Source organism: Staphylococcus sp. SM3655 (genome assembly GCF_016917315.1).
Lineage (GTDB): Bacteria > Bacillota > Bacilli > Staphylococcales > Staphylococcaceae > Staphylococcus > Staphylococcus aureus.
On the sequence record NZ_CP070305.1, the window covers coordinates 585405 to 610571 of the forward strand.

General features: G+C 34.2%; 22 protein-coding genes and 1 pseudogene. 4 read left to right on the forward strand and 19 right to left on the reverse strand.

Annotation, left to right across the window (positions count from 1 at the left end; genetic code table 11):
- Window positions 1-148: 148 nt before the first annotated feature.
- The 19 genes from JQN76_RS02890 to sbnA form a co-directional block, all read right to left on the reverse strand.
- Window positions 149-748 carry a superoxide dismutase gene (locus JQN76_RS02890; RefSeq protein WP_000874681.1) on the reverse strand — a complete coding sequence of 200 codons (600 nt, stop codon included), beginning with the start codon at window positions 746-748 and terminating at the stop codon, window positions 149-151.
- A 267-nt stretch (window positions 749-1015) separates the two neighbouring features.
- Window positions 1016-2446: an oligosaccharide flippase family protein gene (locus JQN76_RS02895; RefSeq protein ID WP_000834086.1), complete on the reverse strand. Its 1431-nt coding sequence runs from the start codon at window positions 2444-2446 to the stop codon at window positions 1016-1018.
- A complete protein-coding gene (locus JQN76_RS02900; protein WP_000431226.1) occupies window positions 2436-3674 on the reverse strand; it encodes an O-antigen ligase family protein in 1239 nt (412 codons plus the stop codon). The genes JQN76_RS02895 and JQN76_RS02900 overlap by 11 nt, the downstream gene beginning before the upstream one ends.
- Window positions 3655-4821 (reverse strand): glycosyltransferase family 4 protein, encoded by a 1167-nt coding sequence (locus tag JQN76_RS02905; protein ID WP_000692494.1) that lies wholly within the window; start codon window positions 4819-4821, stop codon window positions 3655-3657. The genes JQN76_RS02900 and JQN76_RS02905 overlap by 20 nt, the downstream gene beginning before the upstream one ends.
- A gap of 209 nt (window positions 4822-5030) precedes the next feature.
- Window positions 5031-5723 (reverse strand): sugar transferase, encoded by a 693-nt coding sequence (locus JQN76_RS02910; protein ID WP_000736084.1) that lies wholly within the window; start codon window positions 5721-5723, stop codon window positions 5031-5033.
- A complete protein-coding gene (locus JQN76_RS02915) occupies window positions 5686-6666 on the reverse strand; it encodes an NAD-dependent epimerase/dehydratase family protein (protein ID WP_001793242.1) in 981 nt (326 codons plus the stop codon). Before JQN76_RS02915 ends, JQN76_RS02910 begins: the two co-directional genes overlap by 38 nt.
- Before the next feature lie 69 nt (window positions 6667-6735).
- Window positions 6736-6858: a hypothetical protein gene (locus JQN76_RS02920; protein ID WP_001789407.1), complete on the reverse strand. Its 123-nt coding sequence runs from the start codon at window positions 6856-6858 to the stop codon at window positions 6736-6738.
- A 143-nt stretch (window positions 6859-7001) separates the two neighbouring features.
- Window positions 7002-7778, reverse strand: coding sequence for a (S)-acetoin forming diacetyl reductase (locus JQN76_RS02925; protein ID WP_000183771.1), 777 nt, complete (start codon window positions 7776-7778; stop codon window positions 7002-7004).
- A gap of 211 nt (window positions 7779-7989) precedes the next feature.
- Window positions 7990-8628 carry an MFS transporter gene (locus tag JQN76_RS02930; RefSeq protein ID WP_000528197.1) on the reverse strand — a complete coding sequence of 213 codons (639 nt, stop codon included), beginning with the start codon at window positions 8626-8628 and terminating at the stop codon, window positions 7990-7992.
- Between the two features lie 36 nt (window positions 8629-8664).
- Window positions 8665-9072 carry a hypothetical protein gene (locus tag JQN76_RS02935; RefSeq protein WP_000094899.1) on the reverse strand — a complete coding sequence of 136 codons (408 nt, stop codon included), beginning with the start codon at window positions 9070-9072 and terminating at the stop codon, window positions 8665-8667.
- A 195-nt stretch (window positions 9073-9267) separates the two neighbouring features.
- Window positions 9268-10032, reverse strand: a complete 765-nt coding sequence (sbnI, locus tag JQN76_RS02940; protein ID WP_001015549.1) for a bifunctional transcriptional regulator/O-phospho-L-serine synthase SbnI — start codon at window positions 10030-10032, stop codon at window positions 9268-9270.
- 3 nt (window positions 10033-10035) lie between these two features.
- Window positions 10036-11238 (reverse strand): staphyloferrin B biosynthesis decarboxylase SbnH, encoded by a 1203-nt coding sequence (gene sbnH, locus JQN76_RS02945; RefSeq protein WP_001223704.1) that lies wholly within the window; start codon window positions 11236-11238, stop codon window positions 10036-10038.
- Window positions 11238-12014, reverse strand: coding sequence for a staphyloferrin B biosynthesis citrate synthase SbnG (gene sbnG, locus JQN76_RS02950; protein ID WP_001186807.1), 777 nt, complete (start codon window positions 12012-12014; stop codon window positions 11238-11240). Before sbnG ends, sbnH begins: the two co-directional genes overlap by 1 nt.
- Complete coding sequence (gene sbnF / locus JQN76_RS02955; RefSeq protein ID WP_072399331.1) at window positions 11989-13839, reverse strand: 3-(L-alanin-3-ylcarbamoyl)-2-[(2-aminoethylcarbamoyl)methyl]-2-hydroxypropanoate synthase SbnF; 1851 nt, start codon at window positions 13837-13839, stop codon at window positions 11989-11991. Before sbnF ends, sbnG begins: the two co-directional genes overlap by 26 nt.
- Window positions 13748-15484 carry an L-2,3-diaminopropanoate--citrate ligase SbnE gene (gene sbnE, locus JQN76_RS02960; protein WP_001179871.1) on the reverse strand — a complete coding sequence of 579 codons (1737 nt, stop codon included), beginning with the start codon at window positions 15482-15484 and terminating at the stop codon, window positions 13748-13750. Before sbnE ends, sbnF begins: the two co-directional genes overlap by 92 nt.
- Window positions 15474-16730 carry a staphyloferrin B export MFS transporter gene (gene sbnD / locus JQN76_RS02965; RefSeq protein WP_000610042.1) on the reverse strand — a complete coding sequence of 419 codons (1257 nt, stop codon included), beginning with the start codon at window positions 16728-16730 and terminating at the stop codon, window positions 15474-15476. The genes sbnE and sbnD overlap by 11 nt, the downstream gene beginning before the upstream one ends.
- A complete protein-coding gene (gene sbnC, locus JQN76_RS02970; RefSeq protein WP_001179398.1) occupies window positions 16723-18477 on the reverse strand; it encodes a staphyloferrin B biosynthesis protein SbnC in 1755 nt (584 codons plus the stop codon). Before sbnC ends, sbnD begins: the two co-directional genes overlap by 8 nt.
- 20 nt (window positions 18478-18497) lie before the next feature.
- Window positions 18498-19508 carry an N-[(2S)-2-amino-2-carboxyethyl]-L-glutamate dehydrogenase SbnB gene (gene sbnB / locus JQN76_RS02975; RefSeq protein WP_001078456.1) on the reverse strand — a complete coding sequence of 337 codons (1011 nt, stop codon included), beginning with the start codon at window positions 19506-19508 and terminating at the stop codon, window positions 18498-18500.
- Entirely contained in the window at window positions 19505-20485 is a 981-nt protein-coding gene (sbnA, locus tag JQN76_RS02980) for a 2,3-diaminopropionate biosynthesis protein SbnA (RefSeq protein ID WP_000570808.1), read from the reverse strand. The genes sbnB and sbnA overlap by 4 nt, the downstream gene beginning before the upstream one ends.
- Window positions 20486-20715: 230 nt before the next feature.
- Here sbnA and sirA point away from each other — a divergent pair, with 230 nt between their 5' ends.
- The 4 genes and pseudogenes from sirA (at window position 20716) to sarS (ending at window position 24835) form a co-directional block, all read left to right on the forward strand.
- Window positions 20716-21708, forward strand: a complete 993-nt coding sequence (gene sirA, locus JQN76_RS02985; protein WP_001045111.1) for a staphyloferrin B ABC transporter substrate-binding protein SirA — start codon at window positions 20716-20718, stop codon at window positions 21706-21708.
- Between the two features lie 15 nt (window positions 21709-21723).
- Window positions 21724-22719, forward strand: a complete 996-nt coding sequence (gene sirB, locus JQN76_RS02990; protein WP_000924990.1) for a staphyloferrin B ABC transporter permease subunit SirB — start codon at window positions 21724-21726, stop codon at window positions 22717-22719.
- Complete coding sequence (sirC, locus tag JQN76_RS02995; protein ID WP_000136636.1) at window positions 22716-23714, forward strand: staphyloferrin B ABC transporter permease subunit SirC; 999 nt, start codon at window positions 22716-22718, stop codon at window positions 23712-23714. The genes sirB and sirC overlap by 4 nt, the downstream gene beginning before the upstream one ends.
- A gap of 368 nt (window positions 23715-24082) precedes the next feature.
- Window positions 24083-24835, forward strand: a pseudogene (gene sarS, locus JQN76_RS03000) (HTH-type transcriptional regulator SarS).
- The last annotated feature ends 332 nt before the right edge of the window (window positions 24836-25167 follow it).

Here is a 25167-nt window from a genome sequence, read left to right on the forward strand (position 1 = left end):
ATAATAAGGTATTTCGAGTTGAAATTTATCTTATTATTTTGCCACTTTTACGTGCTATCCCATTACACAAAAACAAATAAGTAAAGATATTAAGTACAAAAAAGTGGAACACCTTGTAGATGCTCCACCTCAATTATATTAAGTTATATTATTTTGCTGCTTGGTATAATTCATCAACTTTTTTCCAGTTAACAATATTCCAAAATGCAGTCATATAGTCTGGACGTTTATTTTGATATTTCAGATAGTAGGCATGCTCCCAAACATCAAATAGTAAGATTGGTGTTTTGCCTTCTGTTAATGGATTATCTTGGTTTGGCGTTGTCACAATTTCTAATTTGCCATCATTAACAACTAACCAAGTCCAACCTGATCCAAATAATGTTGTTGCTTTATTTGCAAATTCATTTTTAAATTCATCTAAAGTGCCCCACTGCGCTTTGATGTCATCTATTACGCCACCTTTTTCTTCAGAATTAGGTGATAGTATTTCCCAGAATAATGAATGGTTAAAATGACCACCGCCATTATTACGGACTGACATCCTCATCGCTTCCGGTACCTTGTCTAAGTTAGCAATCATATCCGCTAGTGATTGATGCTCTAACTCTGTTCCTTCAACTGTTGCGTTTAATTTCGTCACGTACGTATTGTGATGTTTGTCGTGATGAAACTCCATTGTTCTTTGATCTATATATGGTTCCAATGCATCATATGCATATGGTAAATTTGGTAATTTAAATGCCATAAGTATATTCCTCCTTTTATGAATATACTTTTATAATAATTAATTTCGGGTGTGTTTTGCAATAATTATTATTTATTTGTTATATCCAATTATATAAAATTTAAATATTCGAAATTGATATAATATTTAATATTGAATGCAAAAAGGCATTTAACTGCTTTTGTTTCCCGCTTTTAAAAAGAATTAAAAAAGACAACTTCCATTTTTCAATAAGAAATTGCCTTTTCTTCTTAATCTTAATTTTCTAAAGTATAGCATTACCGGTACTTAAATTGTTTTATGTCGAAGATGCCTCAATATTTGCCATACGTATTGATTTTTCATAGTCATCATTAATAAAAGATAAACTACTATACCAATCGCAATTAATAGCAGCGTAGCGTACATTGTAGGGGGCAAATAATGATTGACCACACCAAGCACAATAAACATCATAACGGCAGCAATGACACATTGAATCGTACTTACAATATTCAACTTCACATTGATTTTAGTAATATCAACAAATCGCCAAATAAGTAAGATAAACTCTGTAATTAAACGTGCAATAGCAGCACCGTAAATTCCATAAAAATATATCAAAATAATACATAATACTAGGTTTATCACCGCACCAATAGTAATTGACGCATTATATAATCTTATTTTATTCACTATTAATAAATATTGCCTGCTTATCAACATATTTAAAGGAATGATTAATACAAGTATCGCTAAAATGGTCATCAATGGGACAGTTGATGCGAATTCCTCACCAAAGAACCATAAATAAAATGATGGCATAATTGCAATTAAACCAAAGACCATAGGTATTGTTAATATCAATTGAATATTCATATTATTAGCTAACGTTTTAGTTAAACTATGTGATTGCTGGATAGACATTTTGGTAATACGCGGAATCATTACAAGATCAAATGTATTAATCATTATGATTGCGACCGTTAAAATATTAAATGCGTTAGAAAAGATACCAACTTGTTGGTATGTGCCTACTAAACCAAGAACAACGCAAGAAATACTAGTATATAAGTTGAGCTGTCCATTTGGTAATAAGTATGCTAATGACGAACGAAACAATTGCCATACGTGTATCCAATTAACCGAAACAAAGCTAATGTATCGTTTTAAATAGATAAACAAAGGTAATTGGTTTAATACCGTCACAATAGCAATAGTAAATACATATAATGATAAATCTGATTGATCTTTGACAAAGATAACAACTACACTTAATACAATACCAGACGCAACAATATTACTGAGGCTAGGAATTTTAAACTTTTCAGTTCCAGCATAAAACCATGAAATATCGAGTGCTGCACCTATAATATAGATTCCTTGTAGTAGGAAAATAAGATAGTAATCATCTATAAATATAGTAATTACGACCATATACATCGCAAAAACTGTTAACGCTAAAAATAATTTACTGACAAAGATATCCCAAAACTGCTGAGACAATTGCCGTTTGTCGTTAACGGACTTCGCGATAACTCTATTAAAATATAACTGAACGCCAACACTTGCAATCATCAAAAAGTATTGCACGATATTGAAAGAAAATGAAACAATACCCACACCACTGGGACCAAATGCACGTGAAATAATGGGTATTGTAATCAGTGGTGTCATCGTTCTAATCAATTGGTATAGCCCTTGATAAATAATATTTTCTTTTAGTGAATCACTCTTCATTACGATCCCTTTCCATCTTTTCATATTGAACAATAAAGACGATAATTCCTAAAATAAAAGCGACATATCTTGAGTTATTAAATGATACTGTTAAAAAGTAAATCAGCATCGTCAACATTACAACAATTGCTGTTACATTTTTCCCAGAAATGTTAAATCTAAATAATTCAAACAGTAAATAAAGCATAAATATGATAAATAATGCACCGAATAAAATGCCCCATTCCGCAAAGATCTGCAAATATGTATTATGGGCAACAAGTAAAATACCATTAATTTGCGAGCCAATATGTACATAATCCACTAATCCGACACCAAAACCTAGTGTATATTTAATTACTGAAATGGCATTTATCCATACAACACTTCGCTCAGACCCACTATCATTTAATGATGCAAAGCCCTCTTCAAAAATAGACGCCATTCGATCTAATGACGGTAAGGCATCAAGGTCGCTTAATTGGAATAAATAGTAGTTGATATTATAAAAGGTAAAACAAAGTAATATCAGCATAATCACTAACATACTCACAACACTTACCGCATTTCTACTAAATAACTTTTTAATAAAGAAATAAATGGCTAAGACGATTAATATGATAAACGCAGTCTTAGACCCCGTTGTAGTTAAAGACCATAGCAAAATACCACATGCTAGGACCTTGAATATGTAATTATGAATATACTTGTAAGCAAGTACCAATGTAATAATCTGTGTCATCGCGAAATAGTTAGGGTCATTCATTAATCCTTTTGAACGTATTTCATCAAAATATAACAATTTCATTAGTAAAGGGGACTTGTTCAAACCAGCTATAATACAAAATAGACCTATAGTCACACTGCTTATAATATAAGAGGTAACGATCACTTTTTTGCTATTACCTAACTTAAAGATGATCATCCCTAAATAGAAATAAATGACTACAAATGCATATTTAACTGTAGATGCAAGAACTTCCTTAACCGTAATAAATATCAAATCATCAAAAAATAGCAAACAAAGCGTAATAATCATACGATATGTATACAAAATAATGAAAAACTGTAAAAAATGATTTGCCTTTAATAAATGGTTAGCGAAAAACAGTAAATAAACTAATATTAGTAATGTGATAAAGTCAGCTATAGAAACATTCACACCGGCAATAACCGAAGACTGCTGAATAAAAACCGCTAAACCGATAAGTAACAATGTTAGTAATTTACTATTGTGTTGATTTTCCATTATAAACGTCTTCCACTTCTTTAATCATTTTCTCCTCAGTAAAACATTCTAAATAACGTTTTCTAGATTGATTACTCATTTTGATGTAATCACTGTCTATTAAATATTTTTCCAGGACTTTAGCAATAGTTTCTGGTTGATTGTTCATCATACATATACCATTATCAGCTACTAATTCTGAAATACCGCCAACATGACTGGCTATAACAGGCAACCCTGTAGCCATAGCTTCGATAATGCTAATTGGCAAACCTTCATGCTTACTTATTAAAATAAACGTATCGTATTGTGATAATAAATGACTCGCATTAATGACATTGCCCAAAAATGTGACATCATTTTCTAACCCAGCTTGTACAACTTGTTGCTGACAATCATTTAATGTAGGTCCATCGCCTATAAATGTAAAATGCGCATGATTACTGTTATGTAATTTCAATATCTCTATTGCTGCGATTAGATTTTGTGGCAATTTTGGATAAGCAAATCTTGCAATCATAACAAATTGATGCTTTGTCGGGGCATTAATCTGTAAATCTTGTTTATTAGGCAACATTCCAACTACTTCGCCAATATTGTTATGTGATTGGCTTTTTAGCGTTTGCTTAACAGCGGGAACATCTGCAATACCATTATGTATTGTGGTTAATTTCAATCGATTAAATCGATATTTTAACGCTAACTGTTTATCAAAATCTGAAACACAAATAATGCTATCTGTAATACGTGACATTAATTTTTCGATAACTAGATATAGAAATTTTTTAGCTGGTTTAACACCCTCTGTAAAAGCCCATCCATGCGCAGTAAAAACTACACGTGTGTCTTTCGATTTCGAAATGAACTTCGCAATTCGTCCGACCGTTCCAGCTTTGGAAGAATGTAAATGGATAACATCAGGCTTAATTTTCGAGAATAACTGTGCTAACACTTTGACAGCTAAAATATCTTGTTTAAAGTCAATTGGACCTACTAAATGTTCGATAATAATTACATTAACTCTTGCATCTAGTTGTTCAATCATTGGTCCATGATTGCCTACAATGACATAAACATCATGGTGTACGCAAAAATGGTTGGCGAGTTGAATGAGATGTGTTTGTGCACCACCATTGTCTGCTTTAGTAATACAATATATAATTTTCAACTGTTACAAACCCCTTTAATGCTATACTTTCAATTTCTTAACATGGCTATCTCATCAGATGAATAGTATTTATAGCCATGCAAATCAATGATGGCACATATTTCTTAATGCCATTTGATACTGTCTCAAGGGATTCCTCGTTATACTGTAACAATTGGTCACAATCTTTAAAATATAACTTTTATTTGAACTTATTAAGTAAATTAAGACTACCTTGAGCCTTCCCCTGTAATAACAACCATCAATGTTCTAATTGATATATATAGTTCCATCATTAAACTACCTTTATGTATATATTTCATGTCATATTTCAGTTTTTGTTGCGGTGTTAAGTCATATCCACCTTGAATTTGCGCAAGTCCTGTTAACCCTGGTGTAACAAGACATCTTTGCTCGAAACCTATCACTTCTGAACTAAATAATTCTACAAATTCCGGACGTTCCGGGCGTGGTCCAATAAAACTCATTTCCCCTTTAACAACATTAATTAGTTGTGGTAATTCATCAATGCGTGTTTTACGAATAAACTTCCCGACATTTGTTATACGATCATCATCTTTATCAGCCCATTGCGCACCATTTTTCTCTGCGTTTTTACACATCGAACGTAATTTGTATATTTTAATTAATTTACCCATCTTCCCAACTCTAACCTGACTATAAATAGGGTTTCCTGGTGAGTCTATGACGATAGCAATGGCGAATATAACCATAATCGGTAAAGTTAAAAATAATAAAACAATGCTTAAAATTAAGTCAATCGCACGTTTAATTGGGTAATAGCTTTTTCTCACTTCTTCTAGTTTGTCTAATTTTCTTTGATAGGCATAACCCTTATTATTATGGACAGCTTCAATGTCATTTTCACGACATTTCCACTTCTTTAGCTGTAACTTCTTCAATATTATCTACCTCAAAATTAAAGTAATCCTTTAAACCTGTTTCTACTGTATATTTAGGAACAAATCCTAATGCCTTTAAGTTAGAAATATCTGCATAAGAATGCTTAATATCTCCTTTTCGTGCTTCTTTAAATTCATGCTCGACTGATTTTCCATATAATTCACCAATAATACGATAAACCTCTAATAAATTAGTAAAAGTGCCTGTACCAATGTTATAACCGTGTCCAATTGCATCTTTGTGTTCCATAATTAAGCGTACAGATTGAACAACATCATATACATATACAAAATCTCTAGTTTGCAGTCCGTCACCAAAAAATGTAAATGGCTTGTTATGCTCAAATGAATCGAACATCTTTGAAATCACACCTGAATATTGTGACTTAGGATCCTGTCTTGGCCCAAATACATTAAAAAATTTAACAACCGCTGTTGGTATGTTATATAACGAACAATAATTTAATGTCGTCCGTTCGCCGTAATATTTATCTATTGCATATGGTGATAATGGTAAGATTAATGATTGATCACTTTTAGGCAAATCAGGAAGATCACCATAAACAGCTGCTGACGAAGCAAAGATAAAACGTTTTATATGACTATTATATTTTTTAATGATTTCTAACAATCTTAATGTTGCTACGACGTTTATTTCTTGAGATAAGATAGGTTTCTCAACCGACTCAGCAACACTAACTAATGCTGCTAAATGAATAACATAATCAAATTGATATGTCTTCATGATTTGTTCAACTGCATCATATTCACGAATATCTAATTCAAACACATGATCGTCAGCCAAACTTTTAATATTTTCTCGTTTACCTGTTCTATAGTTATCTAGAACATAAACATCATAATCTTGTTGTAAATCATCTACTAAATGCGACCCAATAAAACCAGCCCCACCAGTTATCAAAACTCTTTCCAAATCTTCCACCTCATTTATACATTAAAAATATATCATAAAAACATAAAGTATTGTAAGCTTTTTATCGATATTTTTTATTTATAAAAATAAAATGAGATAACTTTGTGAATTTTTATTGAGATAAATTAGATAGTGGTGTTTTTGTGATGTTTTATAATATCTTGGGTGTGTTAATACTAGTAATGCTTTCAACTGATGCATTAGACTGTGACATCATAACTCATTTAAGAACTTCGCTTATTAATTTTCTACCAATACAATCCCTTCTAAGTGCACTAAAAAATCCTTACTGCTAAGTGATTAAACTTAACAATAAGGATTTATTTATCGTTAATGCATGATTATTAACGGAATCTCATACCACCATCTACAATAATTGTTTGTCCAGTAATGTAATCAGAGTCTTTACCAGCTAAGAAGCTCACTACATTTGAAACATCTTCTGGTTGAGAAACTCTGCCCAAAGCAATCTGACTTGTAAATTGTTCCCAACCCCATGCTTCAGGTTTACCTGCTTCTTCGGCTGTTGCCACTGCGATACTTTCCATCATTGGTGTTTGAACGATACCAGGTGCGAATGCATTCACAGTAATACCTTCAGACGCTAAATCTTGTGCGGCTACTTGTGTTAAACCTCGCACTGCGAATTTTGTACTGCAATATAAAGACAGGCCTGGGTTACCCTCAACGCCTGCTTGAGATGTTGCATTGATAATTTTACCGCCATGATTGAATTTTTTAAATTGTTCATGTGCGGCTTGAATACCCCATAGCACACCTGCAACGTTCACGCCATATACTGTTTTAAACTGTTCTTCAGTAATTGTATCGATTGGTGTTGTTGGTCCAAGGCCGGCATTGTTAACCATGACATGGAAATCGCCAAATTGCGCGGCAGTTTGTCTTACTGCGTTAAATACATCATCACGGTTTGATACATCTGCTTTGATAGCAATAGCTTTTGTACCATCACTTGATAATTTAAGTGCAGCTGCTTTTGCCCCTTCTTCATTGAAATCAACAACTGCTACTTTGAAACCATCTTCCACTAAACGTTCTGCAATTTTAAAACCAATCCCTTGTGCTCCGCCAGTTACTAATGCTACTTTGTTGTTTGTCATAAAGATCACTCCTCAAATTTCTTTCCTTTAATTACATTTTACTCCTCTTCATTTGAATAGTACAACAAAGGTAGCTCCATTTAACAAAATATTCAGATATTTAAGGTATAGTTAAACGCACTACCATTAGTGATTGGCAATGCGTTTAAATGTCGTTTTAAAAGTGCTTATGTTGAATATTATTTTTTTAAGTCTCTCGATTAGTTTGTCATCAATCTTTTTTCGAGACATGGTCTTTTGATTCAATCGGCGGTTCCGTGTTATCACTGACAACTTTAGTTGTAGCTTCATCTTTATGTATTTCTTCGTTAAATCCTTCAAGGTTTTTAGTCGTGGGATTTTTAACCTCAGGATGTTCCATCATGTCTTGACTATCAAGTTCCTTTTTACACGTGTCTTTATGTGATGCTTGATTTGCGTTCCCTTTACTTTTTTGAATAGTGGTAGTATCTGCTGCAGCTACTAATTTTTTTCTACCTAAAATAGATATGGCTGAAACAAACCAGAGTATTGCAGATACAAAGTTGCATAATACTAAAGCAATAATAGCCAATACAATTAATATGACACCTTTTGAAATCCTTTCTTTAAATAAGTCAGATGCCAATACGATGACAGGTACGATTGAAAGTATAATTACAAATATAGAAATTATTGCCGATATAACTATTGTTACTATTAAATAATCAGCTCTGCTACCTGATAATAAATAGAAAAGGCCGAAAATTAGTCCATAGCAAATTACAAACCCACATAAAGTTATAGCCATGAGTACTATATAAGCTATTTGAAAATATAAACCTATCTTTATGAATGATTTTTCTACATTTTTTCCATGTCTATTCCCCATTTATTTAAAATTTATACTTTACCTTAAATATTCTCTTTATTCTTTAGTGATTTTATCTTTAGATTCAAATTGATTCTCTGTACTTTCAATATCAACTTTTTCATTTTCGTCTGTCGATTCATCTTTTGAGTATTTATTCCAAATCAGCAAAATACCACCAATCAGCCATAAAATTGACGAAAGGAAATTATATAAACACAGTGCAATAATAGCATAAACAATAAAAAGTGCACCTCCGATTACAGAGTAACTTTCCATATAAATCGCAGTAAAGATGGTTGGTAAAACAGTGAAAAGAGCCAATATTAATCCTAATAAAAAAATTGTTTCGTAATCAGATCCTCCAGCAATATTAATAGATATCATCCTAACAAAAACGACACTAAAATATATTTGAGCTACGATGCCTATCCAAATTGCTATTTTTCCTATAATTGAGCTCATACTCATTCCCCATTTATTTAAAATTTATACTTTACCTTAATATACCTTATTTTATTTAATTTTTATATGCAAAATACAAAAATGGAGAACTTCAATATTTATAAAATATCAAAAGTTCTCCACACTATATTGTTTTATTATATTTTCGCTATCAATACGCTAAATCATCATATTTCCCTCAACATCACAGTAAAACTATTGCTCCACCAAGTATACTTTTTCAGTATAGCATCTCATATTGGCAAACTTATCTGCTAAAAACTGCTTCCAATTACGCAGTTGTTCAACATCATCATCTTGTTTAAGTAATGCCAGTGGTACTTGAAGATTAAGACATCGTCCTGAAATATTAAAGCGTGTCACACCTGCTGGCACAGTTTCCCCTTTATGAACAACCGCTTCAATTTCCTTATAACTCAATGGCTGATACTTCATGAGTACATCTTGTTGAGAAAGACAAGGATATGTACCTTGTGCAATTCTCTCTACAGAACAACAACCACTATAACTTGCGACAACCTTTTCCCATACTTGAAAATGTGCTTCGCCTAAATCTTTCGTATACAAATATTGTTCTGTATCACCATGACACATCGTAATAAATGGCGCTTCTTGTCTTGTCTCAGTAGTCCATGGCAAGCGATGTTCTTGTTGTAACGTTTCCCACCACACACCAAATGGAACTTTATGTTGCCATGTACTAATTGAATATTGTGTTTCATGGATTTCTTGCACTGGAACTTTCTTACATCCTAACGCTTTCAAACTTGTATACCGATGCACACCATCTATAACCATATATCTACCATGTTGCATCGCTGTCACTAAAATAGGATGACGTATAAAATCATCTGCTTCAATACTACTTTTCGTTTTTTCCAATCTTAAAGGTTCGAATGTTTCGTGAAGATCAATCTTATCTACTGGTACCAATTTTAAATGTTCATGAATATGATTCAATAGTTATTCATCCTCCTTTGTTTGCGTTAAATAAATAAATTCAGGATGTGGATGGCTTAAGAAATCGTGATGTGAAATAGACCATCCGTATGCACCTGCATATTTGAAAACAATAACGTCGCCTGTACTGATTGCGTCTATCTGTACTTCTCTAGCAAAGACATCTTTCGGTGTACATAATTGACCGACTAACGTTGTGTCCTGTCTCGAAATTGAAACTTTTTCAAATGAATATGGATTGTCCTTATAACGATAAATTTCAAAAGGATGGTTATGCTGCCAAGATACCGGCAGTCTAAATTGTTGCGTACCTCCTCTTAAAATGGCATACCAAGCACCATGCACTTTCTTAATATCTAGCACTTCTGTCACATAGTAACCAATATGTGCCACAATAAAGCGCCCACATTCAAAGTTCAATGTCACATCTTCCATTTCTTGCTCAACGATAAGTGTTTTAAAATTTTCTACAAAATTATCCCACTCAAATTGGCTAGTTAAATCTGCATAGTTAACGCCTATGCCACCACCAAGATTAATATGTTTGAGTGGAAATCGATGTTTTTCAGACCATGATTTTGCTTTTTTAAAATAAAGTTTCACTACATCGACGTGTAAATTCGAGTCTAAATTGTTAGAAATAGAATGAAAATGAAAGCCATCTAGATGAATCTTTGGCATTGCTAGCGCAGCTTCAATGACATCATCAACTTCGTCTTCAGAAATACCAAATTGTGTTGGGCGTCCTGCCATATGCAACGTTGCATTGGGAAATGGTCCTGCTAAATTAACACGCAATAAAATGTGTTGTGTCTTATCTTCATCTTCTAAGATGGCATTTAGCCGTTGTAATTCATGCATACTTTCAACATGAATACGCTGAACACCTTCACTTACTGCATATCTTAGTTCCTCGTCTGTCTTACCAGGGCCACCAAAAATAATATGATTTGCTGGTTTAAAAGCAAGACCTTTTGCTATTTCACCTTGAGATGCAACTTCGAATCCTTCAACATACTGACTAATTGTATCTAGGATTGTTCGTTCACTATTTGCTTTCATTGCATAGTACATTTGACAATTACTCGGCAATGACGATGTAATATGTTGCAAATGATGTTCCAGTCCGACTAAATCATAGATATAATGACAAACTGGATGAGATTGTGCTTTTAATTGTTCAATAACAGGTTGAACTATACGCATTAGCCATCATCCCCTTTCTGTTTAGACGTCGCTAGAGATGCACTTAAATGGCGATATATTTTTCCGCGATCATCACCTAAAATAAATGTTTGTACACCTTGTGCCTGCCATTTTGCAATATCTTCATCTTCACGTGGTAATGCACAAAAATGTTTACCATGTGCATTCACAACCTCAAAAATATGTTGAACATGTGATGTTACTTGATCATCACGCGTTTGCCATGGTATGCCAAGTGACTGCGATAAATCTGCGGCACCTTCGACTATCATGTCTAAACCTTCGACTTGTGCTATATCGTCAATGGCCATAACCCCTTCAACATCTTCTATCATGGCAATCACCATAATATGCTCATTAGCCATCTCCATTGCATCAAGTAATGGTGTACGTCCAAATCTTGCCATGCGACCACCATTCAAACTTCTTAATCCTTGCGGGTAATAACGACTTAATTTCACAATATGCTCAACTGTCTCACGATCTTTAACGTGTGGCACAATAATACCTCTCGCACCCATATCCAACACTTTAATGATATCTCTATCTATCACTGCAGTGACACGTACAATTGGTATAATATGCGCTGCTTCAGCTGCACGAATTAAATGCGCTAGTGTCTCATCATTAATCGCCACGTGTTCTGTATCAATCACAACAAAGTCATACCCGCTTGCTGCGATAACCTCGATCATCAATGGGTTCGGTATAGAATTAAAAATGCCATAAACTGAATCACCATTGTTTAATCTATGTTTCAGAGATAGTTGTTGCATCATTGATACCTCCTACACCTAATGGATTTGTAACATGATGAATTCTTAACTCGGAGTCACTTAATAATCGACGTGTCGTTAACTTTTCAACTTGAATCGTAGGTTCAAACAAATCGAAATGTTGATAGTTATTCAACTCTGGAAATGCTTCTTGATACGCCTCGATGATGCCTTTAACCCATTGCCATTGTCGCTGCTCATCGATACCATATTGCTTTTCAATAAATAAGATGATTTCGGCGATATTAATAAAGAAAAATGCATCATGTAAAAAGTCGCGTACTAAACGTTCGTCATCTGTTTCAATAAATGAATTACTATTCACTTTTTTATGTGCTTCTGGCATTGGCTTTAATGTCAGGTGTGAAGCAGCTTCACTTAAATGCTCACGCTTAAAACGAACACCATCATGGAAATCTTTTAAGGCAATACGTGTAGGCCAACCATTTTCATGAATGAGCATCATATTTTGTGCATGCGATTCAAAGGCAATACCGTGATAATAAAGCATATGAATCATTGGACGAATCGCTACAGCTAAAAATTGCTTTGTCCAAGCTTCAGAACCATATTGTTTAATCCAATTTTCAATGAATGGTACACCATCCTTATCACTTGCATAAAGTGCATTAAATGGTATCGCATCCTCTTCATCGATTAACATATGATATATATTTTCACGCCATATAACACCTAACGCACCATAAACTTGAGTTTGTTTATAAGGCGAAAGTTGTGTATTTAAATAAGACTGTCCTAAGACTTCCCCTAGAAAAACTGTCTTTAATTCATCTTTTAAATACATATCTTGTTGCTGTATCTGCTTTAACCAATCCGTAATTTGCGCTGCATTTTCAATTGTATGAGGCGCCAACACTCGTTTCGTTGAAGTATTCGTTATACTTATTGGTACCTTTAAATAATATTTTGTCGTGTCTATTGGCGACATCGTACGAATCGATTGTTGAGGGTGATATAGCTCATCACTTTCCCCTAACCATAGTACTGTGCCATTAAGCCTTTCTTCAGCCAAATCAACTTGGATGACATGTTCAAACTGCCATGGGTGTACAGGTATCATCTCAACATCATTTACATGTTTGCCAGACGCTTCAATTTGCTGTACAAAATGTTCATAAGTCTTATCGCCAACTTGTTGACGTAACATTTCGTTAACTACAACATTTCTTGATACCGTCGTTTCTACTTTATCTTTGTCGATAGCTAACCACTGCAGTTTAACGTTTGGTACAAAATCAGGACCAAATTTCAAATTATCACTCAACGTAAATCCTAAACGTGATTTGTAACTTGGATGATACTGATGCCCTTCCATCGCATAAAATTCATAGTCGTTAAATGTCTCAGGTGTTGCTGGTGGGTTTGATTCTCGATACTGCATACTTTGCGTATCTTTTAATTCTGTCTGTAATAACTCGACAATAAATTGTTCTAGCTTTTCATCATTTTTAGGAAATGTAAATACAACCTCTCTCAATAATTGTGTATAGTCTGTTGTTGTATCTGCCTCATCTCCTACGACACGCTCAATTGGTGATGTGATACGTATACGATCAAAGCTATGTGTCTTTTCAGCAGTAAAGCGATACTCTGAATCATGTCCTTCTATTGTAAAATGACCGACACCGTCTTGATATGACGCTTTATACACAACAATATTCTCATAAATAAGTGATGATACCAGTTGGTGCATCACTCTAGTCTTTACACGATTAAGAATTGTTTGATTCACAATACGATACCTCCTTGTTATGACAAATTGGATTTGGTATATGTGTATAAATAGGGTTTGCACCACAATCATTCAATTTACTCATCAAATTCGCTTTAGCCGCAATGGTCGGCGTTTGATATAAATCTTCTACACAGTCAACAAATACTGCGTTATTCGCGTATTCTTTTTTCCAAGTCATAAGACGATGCGCTACAAGTTGCCATAACACAACTTCATTTCTAGTCGCTTTACCAATAGTTGATACTAAATGTCCTAAGTGATTTACTACAACGTAATATTTAAGACGATGCCATGCTTCATCATGTGCATATACAACAGGGCTTGATGCTGCCACAACATTTGGCACAAGCTGTTTTTCAGTAGCAATCGTTCTAGATAGACAAATGCCTTCAAGATCTCTGACAAAGCATACGTCGGGTATGCCATCTTTTAATTCAATTAATGTATTTTGTACATGTGCTTCTAGACTAATGCCTGTGTTACTAAACAGCTTTAATATCGGCAATAATGTACGATTCAAATAACATTCAAGCCATGCTTCTGGTGCTAAACCACTTTGCTCAATCACTTGTGATAACTTAGACATCGGTGAATCAGGCATCGTTTCAAATAATGACGCCAATACATGAATATCTTTATCAGCATGGTAATTCGGTATCCCTTCACGAACAATCATGGCACTATTTGTTAATAAATCCATTTCAGGTTCAACTGTTTGCCCTAATGGATTCGGTAACAATGCACGATATCCTTCTTCAAACATCAATTTAAAATGGGGTGTTTCAACCTCATCTTTGACTGATGCGATAACTTGCGCGGCATCAATTGTTCGTTCAATTTGTTCAAGATCATTCGTACGTATAAAATTAGTAATTTTAACGTGTATCGGTAATTTTAAATAAATGTTTAATGCTTTTGAAAATACAGTTCTAACCGAAGACGTCGGGTACACTAAATCACCGGAAACGCCAAGGTCTTTTATTAAACCTTGTTCACTATATTGCATATACTGTGGATGCTGTCGCAACACATTGATTTGATAAGGATGTATTGGTAATAAAATAAAATCTTTGGGTATCTCTGATATGTCTATATCTGCTAATTGATACAATACTTTCTCAACCTGATCTTCTTTACCTTCTACATAGCGCGTGAGCAGAACATCTTGATGCACAGCTAAATAATGTAATTGGAATGATGTATGACATTCGGGTGCATATTTCTCTAAATCTGCTTCTGAAAACCCACTTGCACTCTTAGGAGTCGGATGAAATGGATGACCTAAGTATAAAGATTGTTCTGAAACGATATAGCGATCCTCTGCGTAGTCTATTGTGTTACTTTGCAAATAGCGCGCCGTGCGATGAATGCTATTATCGATGTCAGACATAATTTGCGCCATATGTTGTTGCACTGCCGTTTGATTATCTGCACTTTGAGCCATATGTTGCAAAATACGTGCAATTGCTTCTTTATAAGTTGTTATTTTTTTACTTTTTCCATCAATAAGCCATACTTCTGGATGATACATATGATGCCCCATCGCAGACCAATAGCGAAATTCACCCGTTAAAGTTTCGAGATCTGACAATTGTATAGACCATTGATGATTTTGAGGTGGCACTTGATATAAATTTTCTTCTCTAAAATATTCATTTAAAATGCGTTCGATAGCCGCATACGCTGCATGTTGTATTAATTCTTTATTTTGCACTTTTTTGTTTCAACTCCCATAATTTCATTAATGTGTGATCGTTGATTTGATTAGTGATGGTTGAACAAATTAAAAATAAACTACTTACAGCAAATACTATGCCCATAACGATAAACGTAGTAGCTGGTGTAGTATAACTTGTAATGGCAGCGCCACTAAGACTACCAATAATTTGACCAATAACTAACATACTGTTTGTCGTTCCAACAAATGTGCCTTTAAGTTGCTGATGACAAGCATTTACAACAACAAACATGACACTTTGAATCAATGCACTATATGTTAATCCTTGAAGTATTCTTGCAGCCATTAAAAACTCTATATTCGTCGCTAAACCTTGCAGTATCGCACTACAACCACATGCAACCGTGGCAAATATATATACTGATTTAACATATGATTTATCATTAAAGCGACCCCATAAAGGCGCGCTTAATATTGAAGCCGTCCAAAATGCGGACTGTAAAAATCCAATCACACTACGGTCATCTATCGCTGTATGATTCACTGATGAAGCAAGTGGTGATAATGCAGTTAGCATGCCATACATAGCAAAGTTTGCTAAAACGCCAACGATAATAAATCGACATGTTTGTTGTGTGCATAATAGACATTGAAATGAACGGCGAATACCTTTATTAGTATTTGGTGTTTGTGATTTTGGCATATGTGTCGTTTCAATCAATTTTAATGCACCGAAAATACAGACAATAAAAGTAATAACGGCAATACAAATCAGTAACACACTAAAACCTAATATCGAAGCTGTAACACCGCCAATTAATGGTCCCACAAGAGACCCTGCGCTGACTGAACTTTGCAGTCTTCCTAATACCTTTCCACGATCTTCAGCTGGCGCCTCTGCACTCGCAAACGCACTTGATGCATCAACAACACCACCAAATAGTCCCTGCAATAACCTCACAAGTACAAACTGTAATGGTGCCGTACACAATGCCATTAAAAATAAGCATACCGCCAAACCAAGTAACGCTCTTAACACCATCCATTTTCGACTAATCTTATCACCTAGCTTCCCCCATATCGGTGAAGCTATCATCGTCGTTACAGCTGGAGCAGCAATCGCTATACCACTCCACAACTGTATTTCTACTACTGATAGATTTTGTAGTGATGCCATATAAATTGGCAATAATGGCACAAGTACTGTCAGTCCAGCAATCGCTATAAACTGACTGAGCCATAAAATGCGAAAGTTACTGCGCCATATAGACTGATTAATCATATGTCACCATTGGATTTGGTACGGTAGTTAAACCTGAAGGCATACTACCTCCACCACTATCACGTTGATATAGCAATGGTAATAAAATTTGTTTGAATGGCCACGTCTGTTTATCAAATAAAATGTGTCTGACAGCTAGCTGATCAGTTGTAACCCAGGAAATAGTTGCCACTTCATTTTTTAAAATTTGTTTTAACAACGACATAAGTTCATGCTCACTTACACCAAATAAATCTTGAATTGCATCAATAATGGCATATAGATTTACCGATACAGCTAATGTTTGAAAATAAGCAAAGAATGTTTCCAAATCTTCATTAATTAGCGTATTAGGTGTATCTTCTCTGACGACATACTTCGGCAATGAAAGCTGATGTGCTGTTAGCCATGGTTTATAAATTCTGACAGTATCATGATCACGTAGCACGCATTTTTGTACACGTCCATCTTCAAATGACAACAATATATTTTGACCATGCAACTCTGGTAATGCGCCGTATTGCATAAATGATAGTGTTACCTTTAAAAAGACTTGCGCGATATCTTCAAATAACGTCATGACATCATTTTTAGAAATATTATCTTTTCCACAAATCATTTGATATAAAGTGCGATCATTTGCCGCGAGTGCTGCCATTGACACTAGCTGTTGCGTATCATTTTTGGCTAGCACTTCGGGATATTTTCTTAGCTGAACAGTTAGATGACCTAATTGATCTTTGAAAATATCATTATCTTGACCCATATATGACCACCAAGCTGTTTCATCACAAACCATGACATACTTAGCTAGTGCTTCATCTTTTTCTATAAGCTGACGTAATAATTGTTCTGCTTGTTCTCCGTTTTTCATGTAACGCGTAGGCGTTAGCCTTAATGCGCCTAATGACTGCATTGCAAATGGTACTTTGACATGGTTATACGGTGCGCCAATATCAATTAATGAACGCATACTTGAAGACGACAGATAATCTCCAAATTTTAACGGTAATAGTACAACCAACTTTTCACTAATCTCTTTCGCAAAGACGTTCGGCAAAATATGCTGATATTGCCAAGGATGTACCGGAAATAGTACATAGTCATCTATTGATAACCCTTGATCATTTAACATGTCTGTCGCTTGTTCTTTTATAGGTGCTGTCAAATTTTCTAATTCATCGATATTTGCAGTATCGCCATGAATCATATGTGTCTTTTTAACTGCTGCAACCATTAAAGGAAATGATTGATTTAATTCAGCTTGATACACTTGATAATCCGCTTCTCTTAATCCTCTTTTTTCTTTAGCTAATGGATGGAATGGACGATCTTTTAAACTTGCAAACTGCTCGGACATCACAAAAGGATGCGACGCTAAATCTAATTCTGATAATTGTTTAGCAAGCTGTGTGGCAGCAGTAGTCAGTCCTTCTTCAACGCGAGCCACTTCCCATTCATGACTTAAATCACAATTCATATTAGCAATTGTTTGCCAAAATTCAGCTGCCGTTAAAGGTTGCTTAGACAGCCTTCCCTCTATCGTAATTGGTTGTGAACTTTCATAACGAAACATATTTAAAGCACTAAAATAAACAGGTATCTTTATTTGCTGTGTTTCACGTTTGTATATCAAAATGGTTTGTCCATTTTCTTTAGTAATCTCACTATTCGATACAATACCGGCTATATCTTCAAATAATAATGCATCAACTAAATCTCTTAATATTATCGTTTGTGCTGTATTGACTGCTGTATGATTCTGCAATGTTCAGACACCTCGCATTCTTAATATAGGTTCAATGTTGTCCCAATATTTTGTTGTTGTGCCTGTTGATAAATAAAGTAAGCACTTGAAATATCTTCGATAGCCATACCCATCGGATTAAGTAATATGATTTCATCATCGTCTTCACGTCCTGGTATGTCACCTGTCACAAGTTGTCCTAGTTCAGCATGAAGTGCTTCTTTGCTGAATTTACCTTCTAACACCAATTGGTTAATAGTTTTCTTTTCTCGATTACATTGTGACCAGTCATCTACTACGACTTTGTCAGCTTTAATAAAGACTTCTTTATGCACATCCATGATAGAAATGTTGCTAATAAATGCACCCTTTTGTAACCAATCATATTCAATGTATGGTTGATCCGTTACGGTACATGTAATGACTACTTCACCATTTGATACTGCTTCTTTAGCATTTTCTGTCGCAATAAAATTAATTTCCGGACGCTGTTGTTGCCATCTATCAACAAAGCGTGCACATGCTTCAGAGAATTGATCGTAAACAAACACGCGTTCAATATGATCGAATTGCTCTAACATGCTTTGTAATTGCTTGTCTCCGATTAGCCCGCATCCAATGATTGTTAAGTCTTTAAATCCTTTTTTAGCCAAATGCTTTGCTGCAATCACTGAAACTGCTGCAGTACGCATACTACTAATTAAACTTGCTTCCATAACTGCAATTGGATAATTCGTTTCTGGATCATTCAAAATAATGACGCCACTTGCACGCTCCATATTACGTTTCGATGGATTGTCGTGCTTACTACCTATCCACTTAATACCTGAAATTGCGTGTTCACCACCGATATGACTTGGCATTGCAATAATTCGATCTGCGATGTGTCCATTTTCAGGATCCTGTCTTAAATACGGCTTAAGCGGTTGTACAAAATCATTGTGCGCATGGGCTGTTAATGCTTCTGTTAATGCGTCCACATAAACTTGTGAATGATTACCTCCCGCTTGTTCAATATCTGATCTATTTAAATACAACATCTCTCTATTCATTCTGATTTAACTCCTTGTCTTGATTTCATTTTTTCTAACCATGTATCTGAATAAACTAAATCTAAGTAACGATCGCCTCGATCTGGTAAAATCGTGACAATTGTTGCACCTTCTTCAATTGACGTTATCAACTGCTCAATCGCTGCAATAATCGAACCTGTTGAACCTCCGGCAAATATGCCTTCATAATCAATCAGTTTTCGACAGCCCAAAGCAGATTGATAATCATCTACATGGATCACTTGATTAATTTCTGATCTATTCAATATTTCGGGTACACGACTAGCACCGATACCAGGTAATTCTCTATTAATAGGTTTGTCACCAAAAATGACTGACCCTTTCGCATCAACAGCAACAATTTGTGCGTTTGGATGCACTTCTTTTATTTTTCTACTCATACCCATAATGCTACCTGTCGTGCTGACTGGCGCGACAAAATAATCTATAGGTTGCTTAATTGTTTCAACAATCTCTGTGCCTGCACCATGATAATGGGATTGCCAATTTAACTCATTCGCATATTGATTAATCCAATATGCATCGTCAATAGTGGCTAACAGTTCTTGCACCTTTGCAATACGAGTCATTAAATAACCCCCATGTGCATCAGGTTCTTCAACCATTTCTACATTGGCACCATAACTTTTAATAATTTTCAAATTTGTTGGTGATATTTTAGGATCAACAACACACGTGAGTTTTAATCCCTTGATTTTAGCTATCATTGCCAACGCAATGCCTAAATTACCAGAAGTACTTTCAATTAAATGTGTATTCTCAGTGATTAAACCATGTTTAATACCATGTTCAATGATGTACTTGGCAGGTCGATCTTTCATGCTGCCTCCAGGATTCATATACTCTAACTTTGCAAACACTTCATGTTTCGGAAATAGTTGATGAAGTTGAACCATAGGTGTTTGCCCTACAGAATCTAACAATGAATCGTGACATGCTTGACTTTTTTCAATCAAAAGCGCTTCCTCCTCAAATTTAAAATTCTATAATATTGTGTGTTGCCTAATTGATAATGATTCTCACTATCAAGTAATTAGGATTATATTTTTTATGCATTTATATGTCAAATAATTATAAGTTGCATGTAAATCATAAATATTTTATTGACTTAGGAAAAAATTTAATTCATACTAAATAGTGATAATGATTCTCATTGTCATACATCACGAAGGAGGCTAATTAGTCAATGAATAAAGTAATTAAAATGCTTGTTGTTACGCTTGCTTTCCTACTTGTTTTAGCAGGATGTAGTGGGAATTCAAATAAACAATCATCTGATAACAAAGATAAGGAAACAACTTCAATTAAACATGCAATGGGTACAACTGAAATTAAAGGGAAACCAAAGCGTGTTGTTACGCTATATCAAGGTGCCACTGACGTCGCTGTATCTTTAGGTGTTAAACCTGTAGGTGCTGTAGAATCATGGACACAAAAACCGAAATTCGAATACATAAAAAATGATTTAAAAGATACTAAGATTGTAGGTCAAGAACCTGCACCTAACTTAGAGGAAATCTCTAAATTAAAACCGGACTTAATTGTCGCGTCAAAAGTTAGAAATGAAAAAGTTTACGATCAATTATCTAAAATCGCACCAACAGTTTCTACTGATACAGTTTTCAAATTCAAAGATACAACTAAGTTAATGGGGAAAGCTTTAGGGAAAGAAAAAGAAGCTGAAGATTTACTTAAAAAGTACGATGATAAAGTAGCTGCATTCCAAAAAGATGCAAAAGCAAAGTATAAAGATGCATGGCCATTGAAAGCTTCAGTTGTTAACTTCCGTGCTGATCATACAAGAATTTATGCTGGTGGATATGCTGGTGAAATCTTAAATGATTTAGGATTCAAACGTAATAAAGACTTACAAAAACAAGTTGATAATGGTAAAGATATTATCCAACTTACATCCAAAGAAAGCATTCCATTAATGAACGCTGATCATATTTTTGTAGTAAAATCAGATCCAAATGCGAAAGATGCTGCATTAGTTAAAAAGACTGAAAGCGAATGGACTTCAAGTAAAGAATGGAAAAATTTAGACGCAGTTAAAAACAACCAAGTATCTGATGATTTAGATGAAATCACTTGGAACTTAGCTGGCGGATATAAATCATCATTAAAATTGATTGACGATTTATATGAAAAGTTAAATATTGAAAAACAATCAAAATAATTAAGGAGTTTTACGATGCTACTTAAACCAAAATACCAAATCGTTATTGCTGGTTTATGTCTTGCAATAGTAGCTATCTTAAGTTTAATGATTGGAAATACGCTTGTGTCACCAGGTACGGTGATACAGGCGTTATTCAACTTTGATAGTGAAAACGATTTACATGATGTTGTCACTGGTGCACGGGCGTCGAGAACAATCATTGCGTTATTGACTGGTGCTGCCCTTGCTGTCTCAGGTTTGTTGATGCAAGCACTTACACGAAACCCAATAGCCTCACCAGGGCTTTTCGGTGTCAATGCAGGCGCAGTATTTTTTGTCATTTTTAGTATTACATTTATCCAAATTCAATCTTTTAAAATGATTGTAGTTATTGCATTTTTAGGTGCCATTGTTGTTACTATATTAGTTGTTGCGCTAGGTATGTTTAGACAAACACTATTCTCACCTCACCGTGTCATTTTGGCAGGTGCTGCGATTGCGATGCTATTTACAGCCTTTACTCAAGGCATACTTATTATGAACGAAACAGACTTACAAGGCCTATTATTTTGGTTAAGTGGCTCCGTTTCATTACGTAATATTTGGGATATCCCATGGATTATTCCGCTTGTATTGATACTTATTTTAATTGCATTTAGCATGGCTGCACACATCAACATCTTGATGACAAGTGACGACATTGCAACCGGCCTCGGTCAAAACATAAAATTAATCAAATGGATGATTATTATGCTCATCAGTATGTTAGCCGGTATTTCGGTAGCCGTAGCTGGATCAATCGTCTTTGTGGGTCTTATCGTACCGAATATTAGCAAACGATTATTACCACCAAACTATAAGTATTTAATTCCTTTTACTGCATTAGCTGGAGCAATCCTAATGATCATTTCAGACATTGTTGCTCGTATAATAATTAAGCCACTAGAGTTGCCTATCGGTGTCGTTACCGCTGTCATTGGCGCTATTGTCTTAATCTATATTATGAAGAAAGGACGTCAACGCTTATGACCGAAAAGATTAATAAAAAAGACAATTACCATCTCATCTTCGCGTTAATCTTTTTAGCCATCGTTTCAGTGGTAAGTATGATGATTGGTTCAAGCTTTATACCATTACAACGCGTACTGATGTACTTTATAAATCCAAATGACAGTATGGATCAATTCACTTTAGAAGTATTACGCTTACCTCGCATTACACTTGCGATTTTAGCAGGTGCCGCACTAGGAATGAGTGGTTTAATGTTGCAAAATGTATTAAAAAATCCAATTGCCTCACCTGATATTATCGGTATCACAGGTGGTGCTAGCTTAAGTGCTGTTGTCTTTATTGCATTTTTCAGCCATTTAACGATACATTTACTTCCACTATTTGCAGTATTAGGTGGCGCAGTTGCAATGATGATACTATTAGTGTTTCAAACGAAAGGACAAATACGCCCGACAACACTCATAATCATCGGTATTTCGATGCAAACGTTGTTTATTGCGCTTGTCCAAGGATTACTCATTACAACGAAGCAATTATCTGCTGCCAAAGCTTATACATGGCTAGTCGGAAGTCTTTACGGTGCTACGTTTAAAGATACAATCATTTTGGGTATGGTTATTTTAGCTGTTGTGCCGTTGTTATTTCTTGTTATACCAAAAATGAAAATATCTATACTTGATGACCCTGTAGCGATTGGCTTAGGCTTACATGTACAACGTATGAAACTAATCCAATTAATCACTTCTACTATACTCGTATCTATGGCAATCAGTTTAGTAGGTAACATTGGGTTTGTCGGTTTAATCGCACCACATATCGCGAAAACAATCGTTCGCGGAAGTTATGCTAAAAAGTTACTAATGTCAGCAATGATTGGTGCCATATCAATTGTTATTGCAGACTTAATTGGGCGTACCTTATTCTTGCCTAAAGAAGTGCCAGCAGGTGTATTTATTGCTGCTTTTGGTGCCCCATTCTTCATATACTTATTATTAACCGTGAAAAAGTTATAACGATATTATTAAAACAAAATGACCTCACAACGAAGTTAGCTAAATGATTCAGTTAACTAACAGTTGCGAGGTTTTTTTATACATATAGTTGTTGTTATTGTTAACAAGCGTCGACTTTCTTAATTACATATTAATACTTTATATACAAATAACACCGACTCATATTCTATAATATCAATCAATATTCTTCGATTTTTCAAATATCGATAACTATTTCTTATTTAAATATAGTGTTTGATAATGTCATTTATTCAAAAACACAAATTTTAATAAAAATATCATATTATTTTTAATTGTAAATTATGGATTATTTTTCTTATTATATTGTGTTATATTAAAATAAAGTGCATATACAAGGAGATAAAACAATGAAATATAATAACCATGACAAAATTAGAGATTTTATAATCATTGAAGCATATATGTTTCGTTTTAAGAAAAAAGTCAAGCCTGAAGTCGATATGACTATAAAAGAATTTATATTACTGACTTATTTATTTCATCAGCAAGAAAACACACTTCCATTTAAGAAGATTGTTTCAGATTTATGTTATAAACAATCGGATTTAGTACAGCATATAAAAGTACTTGTGAAACATTCATATATTAGTAAAGTTCGAAGTAAAATTGATGAGCGTAATACTTACATTTCAATATCTGAAGAACAACGAGAGAAAATTGCAGAACGTGTTACATTGTTTGATCAAATCATTAAACAATTTAACCTTGCAGATCAAAGTGAATCACAGATGATACCAAAAGATAGTAAAGAATTTCTAAACTTGATGATGTATACAATGTATTTCAAGAATATTATCAAAAAACATCTAACATTAAGTTTTGTAGAATTCACAATTCTAGCTATTATCACTTCTCAAAATAAAAACATCGTTCTTCTTAAAGATTTAATTGAAACAATCCACCATAAATACCCTCAAACTGTTAGAGCTCTCAATAATTTAAAAAAGCAAGGCTATCTAATAAAAGAACGCTCAACTTAAGATGAAAGAAAAATTTTAATTCATATGGATGACGCGCAGCAAGACCATGCTGAACAATTATTAGCTCAAGTGAATCAATTATTAGCAGATAAAGATCATTTACATCTTGTTTTTGAATAATATCTCTATTACGCAAGTGTGCTGTATTCTAAAGTGCACTTGTGTTTTCTATTTTTTAATAAAACCTCAGCACATAATGAACAACTTTCTATTTTCTATATCACTTAAAACCATTTCCGAAATTAAACCTCAGCACATTCAAAGCCCCACTTTATTCTTAAAAATATTTTTTAACTCATATGTATTAAACCGCTTTCATTATAAAAAATATCTCTATATTTTATCTGTTTTTATTAATCGAAATAGCGTGATTTTGCGGTTTTAAGCCTTTTACTTCCTGAATAAATCTCAGAAAAATATTTATTTTATAAAGTTGTAAAACTTACCTTTAA